The organism is Deinococcus arboris (genome assembly GCF_009755355.1).
GTDB classification, from domain to species: domain Bacteria; phylum Deinococcota; class Deinococci; order Deinococcales; family Deinococcaceae; genus Deinococcus; species Deinococcus betulae.
In genome coordinates, this window is the sequence record NZ_WQLB01000028.1 from 54,242 (window position 1) to 60,241 (window position 6,000).

8 protein-coding genes are annotated in these 6,000 nt (G+C 67.5%); all 8 read right to left on the minus strand.

The genetic code is table 11. From position 1 onward, the window contains the following. Nucleotides 1-349: 349 nt before the first annotated feature. Nucleotides 350-1,654, minus strand: a complete 1,305-nt coding sequence (locus tag GO986_RS17125; RefSeq protein WP_157460517.1) for an ammonium transporter — start codon at nucleotides 1,652-1,654, stop codon at nucleotides 350-352. Nucleotides 1,655-1,667: 13 nt separating this feature from the next. Then, nucleotides 1,668-2,039 (minus strand): P-II family nitrogen regulator, encoded by a 372-nt coding sequence (locus GO986_RS17130; RefSeq protein WP_198170767.1) that lies wholly within the window; start codon nucleotides 2,037-2,039, stop codon nucleotides 1,668-1,670. 238 nt (nucleotides 2,040-2,277) lie between these two features. After that, complete coding sequence (locus GO986_RS17135) at nucleotides 2,278-2,838, minus strand: DUF4126 domain-containing protein (RefSeq protein ID WP_157460518.1); 561 nt, start codon at nucleotides 2,836-2,838, stop codon at nucleotides 2,278-2,280. A gap of 74 nt (nucleotides 2,839-2,912) precedes the next feature. After that, nucleotides 2,913-4,025, minus strand: coding sequence for a M42 family metallopeptidase (locus GO986_RS17140; protein WP_369409447.1), 1,113 nt, complete (start codon nucleotides 4,023-4,025; stop codon nucleotides 2,913-2,915). After that, nucleotides 3,955-4,650, minus strand: a complete 696-nt coding sequence (gene pth, locus GO986_RS17145) for an aminoacyl-tRNA hydrolase (protein WP_157460519.1) — start codon at nucleotides 4,648-4,650, stop codon at nucleotides 3,955-3,957. Before pth ends, GO986_RS17140 begins: the two co-directional genes overlap by 71 nt. A gap of 1 nt (nucleotide 4,651) precedes the next feature. Continuing rightward, the gene (locus tag GO986_RS17150; RefSeq protein WP_157460520.1) at nucleotides 4,652-5,056 is read right to left on the minus strand and encodes a cytochrome P450 family protein; all 405 of its coding nucleotides are present in this window, start codon (nucleotides 5,054-5,056) and stop codon (nucleotides 4,652-4,654) included. 101 nt (nucleotides 5,057-5,157) lie between these two features. Continuing rightward, nucleotides 5,158-5,652, minus strand: coding sequence for a DUF427 domain-containing protein (locus GO986_RS17155; RefSeq protein WP_157460521.1), 495 nt, complete (start codon nucleotides 5,650-5,652; stop codon nucleotides 5,158-5,160). Nucleotides 5,653-5,750: 98 nt separating this feature from the next. Further along, nucleotides 5,751-5,930, minus strand: a complete 180-nt coding sequence (locus GO986_RS17160; protein ID WP_157460522.1) for a hypothetical protein — start codon at nucleotides 5,928-5,930, stop codon at nucleotides 5,751-5,753. Between the last annotated feature and the right edge of the window lie 70 nt (nucleotides 5,931-6,000).

The following is a 6,000-nucleotide window of genomic DNA, read 5'->3' on the forward strand; positions in this document are numbered from 1 at the left end:
CGCCCCATGAACGTCATGGGGTGTGGCGGGGGTGCGGTGAGTTTTTCGGTGGCCCGACCCTGGTAACCGTTGTGTCAGACTCGGGGCCCATCGTAACACAGCCCCCCAAGGCCCCCGGTAGGTCAAGCGTCCCTGAACGCCGATCACACGGGGGTCAGGCGTCTGAAACTCAGCAGTGAAAGTGCCCTGTCCTGGGCCTGGCGCCCAGAGGCCCACGCCGCCTGCGGCCCGCCCCTGCCCCTGCAGCGCCCAACAGAAGCTGGCCCCCGGGATGCGGTCGGGGGCCAGCGAACGTGGAGGGGCAAAGAGGAAGGGGCCGTGCAGAAGAGGGGCGAGGAAAGACTGCGGCTCAGTCGCCGCCCACGAACACGGGAGCGCCCAGACCGGTTTCACTGTCCGAGTAGCCCTGCTCGCTGTGGGCGCTGACATCCATACCGGCAACCTCCTGACTGGCCGGCACGCGCAGCGGCGTCACCAGGCCCACCAATTTGAGCAGAACGAACGAGCCGACCCCGGTGTAGGCCACGGCGGCGCCCACACCCAGCAGCTGAATCAGCAGCTGCTCGCCCACGGGCTTGCCAGCCCCCGTGGTCCAGGCCAGGGCGCCCGTCAGGACGGCGCCCACGATCCCAGCGACCCCGTGGCAGGCAAAAACGTCCAGCGCGTCGTCGGCGCCCAGGCGGTGCTTGAGCTGCACGGCACCGAAGCTGGCGGCGGCGCCCAGCACGCCCACCAGCACGGCGGCGGCGGGGCTGACAAAGGCGCAGGCGGGGGTGATGGCGACCAGCCCCACGACCAGGCCGGTGGCGGCGCCCACGGCGGTGGGTTTGCCGGCGCGCATGCTTTCCAGGCCCAGCCAGGTCAGCATGGCAGCGGCGGGGGCCACGAGGGTCGTGAGAAAGGCCAGGGCGGCTGTCTGGTTGGCCGCCAGGGCGCTGCCCGCGTTAAAGCCCATCCAGCCGAACCACAGCAGGCCCGCGCCCAGCAGCACGAACGGCACGTTGTGGGGAATGTGCACGGCCCTGGGATAGCCCAGGCGGGCGCCCAGCACCGCGGCGGCCACCAGCCCGCTGACCCCGGCGGCAATGTGAATAACGGTGCCGCCCGCGAAGTCCAGGGCGCCCAGCTTGAACAGCCAGCCGTCACTGCTCCAGACCCAGTGGGCCAGCGGCGAGTAAATCAGCAGGCTCCAGAGGCCCCCAAACAGCAGGAAGGCCCCAAAGCGCATGCGCTCGATCACGGCGCCGCTGATGAGCGCCACGGCGATGATGGCGAACATGGCCTGAAACGCCGCAAAGACGTAGGTGGGAATGGTGCCGGTCAGGCCATTACTCAGGCCCGAGAGCCCAGCGTTGACCAAGGTGCCCACTAGGTCGCCGCCGCCGGGCCCGAAGGCGATGGAGTAGCCGGCCAGCAGCCACAGCACGCCCACCAGGCCGATGGACACCACACTCATCATCATGGTGTTCAGCACGCTCTGGGTGCGGCTGAGGCCCCCGTAGAAAAAGGCCAGGCCCGGCGTCATCAGGAGCACCAGCGCCGAGGCCACCAGCATCCAGGCCGTGTCGCCGGTGTTCAGGGTCGGCGCTTCGGTTTGCGCCAGGGCGCTGGCCCCCAGGAGGGGCAGCAGGGCAAGAGCAGTTCTCAGGTTCATGTGGGGCCTCCTGTCAGGCGGGGCTCAGCCGGGTTTCGGTCACGGGGGTCAGGGCGGCGGCGTCGCGCTCGCCGGTGCGGATGCGGTACACCTGCTCCAGCGGCTGAACGAAAATCTTGCCGTCACCGACCTCGCCGGTGCGGGCGCCCTTGCAGATGGCCTGAATGGCGGCCTCGACAAATGGCTCGCTGACGGCCATGCGGATTTCGACCTTGTCGCGGAACTCGATCATCACGCGGGTGCCCCGGTAATGCTCGATAACCTCCTGTTCGCCGCCGTGTCCACTGACACGCGACAGCGTGATGCCGCTGATGCCCGCCTGAAACAGCGCCTCTTTGACCTGCTGGACCCGTTCGGGCCTGATGACCGCCGTGACCATTTTCATGGCGTCTCCTTTTTGGCACTCAATTTGCAGCGCTCGCATCCCTGCATACCGCGAGTGTACGGACAGCTATGCAAAGTGTCAAAATTGTTTTATCTATTTGACTAGATTTTTGGGAACATTTTGCAAATTGAGCAGCAGTTGCTGCTTCAGGTCAGAGCTGACCGTGCGCGAGACCTCCCCTTCTCCAAACAAGCTGAAAAAAGGAGGCCTGCTGGGGCCTCCTCTTTCACTTAGGGGTTTAAGTCGCTCGCGGGCGCCTGCGTATTCGGGTCCAGAAGCGGTAGGCCACGACCACCAACGTCACGAGCAAGATGACGGCCAGCAGCGGCACGAAGACGGCCAGCACGCTCAGCAGCAGACTGGTGCCGTCCTCCAGGCCACTGACCACCGGGTTGGCCAGGCCGCCCGTCGTAGCGGTGGCGACTGGACGCGCCGCTGTGCGCGTGGCATGAACACCGCCCGCCACCAGCAGTCCCAGCGCCATGCTGAGCGCCGGGGGCACATCGGCCACGCCGGTCTGGGCGGCAAACAGGACAGCGCCCGCTGCCGTGTTCACCACGCCGCCCAGCAGATGCAGCGCGTGGTCCACCCCCGGAATCTTGTCGCCCACGAAGTCCAGGGCGCCAATTACTGCCACCCCGAGCAGCACCCAGGTGTTGCCCAGCAGGTCAAAGGGAGCCGCCAGGTCCATGACCCCAAAGCGGGAGAGCAGCCCCACCAGCAGCAGCGGAATATAGGCGTTCAGGCCCGCCGCACCCGACAGGCCCAGCGAGGACAGCAGCCCAGAGAGGAGTTCCATACCTGCTCTATTACGCGCCCGCGCTCCTCCCCGTTGCCCCCACAGGTCTGAAGCGAATCTTGACGCTTGGCCCCCTAGCCCAGGTACGCCAGCAGCAGCGCGCGCCCAGCGGCGAGGTCGTCGGTGTGGACGGCCTCAACCACCGTGTGGATATAGCGGGTGGGGAGGCTGAGGGTCAGGGTGGGCACGCCGCCTCTGCTGCGCTGAATGGCCGCGCCGTCGGTGCCGCCCAGCGCCAGCACCTCAAGCTGAGCGGGAATGTCCTGGGCCTGCGCCAGATCCCAGAACTCATCTACTAACGTCCGGTGGGAAATCATGGTGGAGTCAAACACCTTGATGCCGATCCCTTCGCCCAGCCGGGTCACCGCCTCGTCGGGGGCCACGCCAGGGGTGTCCACCGCCAGGGTGACGTCTAGGCCGATGCCCACCGTGGGCTGCACGCCATACGCCGCCGTGATGGCGCCGCGCAGGCCCACCTCCTCCTGGGTGCTGAACACCGCGATGACCTCGTGCCGGGGAGGGGCGCCTTTCAGGGCGCGCAGGGTTTCGAGCAGCAGAAAGACGCTGGCGCGGTCGTCCATCGCCTTGCCGCAGACCAGGCGGCCTACGCGGCGGGCGGTCTGGTCGAGGGTCACCATGTCGCCCACCCGCACCTGGGCGCGGACCTCATCGGCGCTGAGGCCTAGGTCAATGAAGAACTCCTTGACCTCGGGGATTTTCTTGCGTTCCTCGGGGCTGGCAATATGCACCGGCTTGCCGCCCGGCGTCAGAATGCCGGGCAGCGCGCCGCCCCGCGCATGGACGGTGACGTTCCGGGCAAAGAGGTTACGGGTGTCAAAGCCGCCCAGGGCCTGCACGCGCAGGAAGCCCTGGTCATCAATAAACCGCACCAGAAACCCGATCTCGTCCATGTGGGCCGAGACCATGACGCGCTCGGGCACCTGGCCGTCTGCGGCGGGCCGGGCGGCTCGGCGGGCGATGACGTTGCCCAGAGCGTCGACCCGCACCTCGTCGGCCAGGCCGTCCAGTTCGCGCAGCACGAAGTCGCGCACCGCGTCCTCCTGACCGGGAACGCCGGGCAGGTCAGACAGCCTCATCAGCACGTCCAGGCGCAGTTCAGGCAGGGGCTGGGCCGGGGTCTGCTCCAGCTGGGCGGTCTTGTTCGCCTTCTTTTTCGGTTGTGGCACGGAGCTCAGTATGCGCCGGGCTGGGCGCAGGCGCGGGAGGTTTCGGGCGCAGGTCGGTGCTGTTGTAAGCCTGCTGGGCCTCGGCCAGTCCAGATGCAGCCCAGGTTTCGGCAGCGTTGGCCCCCAGGCGCACCAGCTCTGCCAGGGGGGCGGCTTCGTCCTCTCGCCACCTGCTCAGCACCCAGTCGCTGACGGCCCAGCCGGCGGGCGGGCGCGAAATTCCAATTTTCAGCCGGGCGAAGTCCTCGTGGCCCAGCAGCCGGATGATGTCGCGCAGGCCGTTTTGCCCCCCGTGCCGCCCGCCCAGCCGCACCTTCAGGAGCCCAAAGGGGCTGTCGAGGTCGTCTTGCAGCACCAGCAGGTCGGGGCCCTCCAGTTTGTAAAACGACATCAGCGGCGCCACGGCCTTCCCCGCCGCGTTCATAAAGGTCTGCGGCTTGACCAGCAGCACCTTGACGCCGGGCGCTGGCCCCAGGCGAAGCTCGGCGACCTCGGCGTCCTTGCCTTCTTTGCGCCAGGCGGTTCCGGCGCGGCGGACCAGTTCGTCAGCGACCAGCCAGCCCACGTTGTGCCGGGTCTGGGCGTACCCGCTGCCCGGATTGCCCAGCGCGGCCATCAGCTTCAAGTTAAGCCTCCAGGCCGCTGAGCAGTTCCCGCCACTTCGCCTCGGTTTCGCGCACGCGGGCGTCGCCTTTGGCGCGGCCATAGCCAGCGCGGAATTCGGCAAAGCGGGTGTCGGTGTCAGCAAACAGCAGGCCCAGCGCCTGACGCACGTCACTGAGGTTGCGCTCGGTCAGCGGCGTGTCCTTAGCGTCCAGCACCTCGTCCAGCGTGGCCATCAGGCCCGATAGGGGCCGCAGCCACTGAAACTGTGGGTGGTTCATCACCAGCGAATACAGCTCGAAGGGGCCGCCCACGGGGCCGTGCATGAACTCGTATTCCCCTTTGGCAAAGTCCAGCAGCGCCGAGTGAAAGTGCCGCAGCGCCGGAGCCAGGGCCGTCAGTTTTGTGCGGAGAGCAGCGTCGGTCATGGGGCCAGGGTAGCAAGGCGGGCGATTTCGGTTGAGCCGTTCGGAAAAACCGGTTCAGTTCCCAGGTGGAAAGGCCCCTGCGCCTCCCCCACTGGCCGCCTTTACCAGCCCCATGTTCCCGGCTCCCCCTTGAACGGCCCCACCACATCCGGCGTGATCCAGCCGCCGTAAAAGCCGCCCGGCTGCGGCAAGGCAGGCACGCCATCCACCCGGCATTCGTCCATGCGCCCGGCATACACCGCCACGGCGCCGGCCAGCGCGGCAAAAGCAGGCGTAGGCTGCTCGTAACTCCAGCCTGCTGCCACCTCGGTGCGGCTTCCGGCGCTCAGCGTCCAGTACGAGGCTTCGCCCTTCCACTCGCAGACGCTGCGGCCCGGCGCGGGTGACAGCACGCCAGCCACAAAGGCCGCGCGGGGCAGGTAGTAGGTGGGCGGGTGGCTGGTTTCCAGCACGCGAAAGCCGGCGGTGGTGTCGGCCACCAGCACGCCGCCCAGCCACACCTGCAAGCGGCGGGGCGTGCTTTCCAGACGGGGCGGGCGCGGGTAGGCCCAGACACTTTCCTGGCCTGGGCCAGGCGGGATGGGGCGAGGCGGCATAAGGCGAGAGTGGCGCGAAGTGGGGAGGAATGCCGTCAGAGGGCTTACGAAGAGAGCAAGCAGAGCTGGCTGTCTTCCGTGCACAGCCGGCCCTGAGGTCAGTCGGGGCGGGCTTTCAGGCCCTCACGGGCTCGCTGCTGGCCCTCAAAAAACAGGGCGCCCGTGAGGGGCTCAACCGACCGCCCCTTTCGGTCCAGCTCAGAACGCACCCTGGAAAACTGCACCAGCAACCAGATGGGCGTACCGATCAGGAGAGCCAGAATCAGGACAGTGGACATGCACCAGTTTACCAGACTGGTTGGTGCCCCGCCTTCTCAAGGCTGTCGCAATTGATGCAGGCTGCTGTTC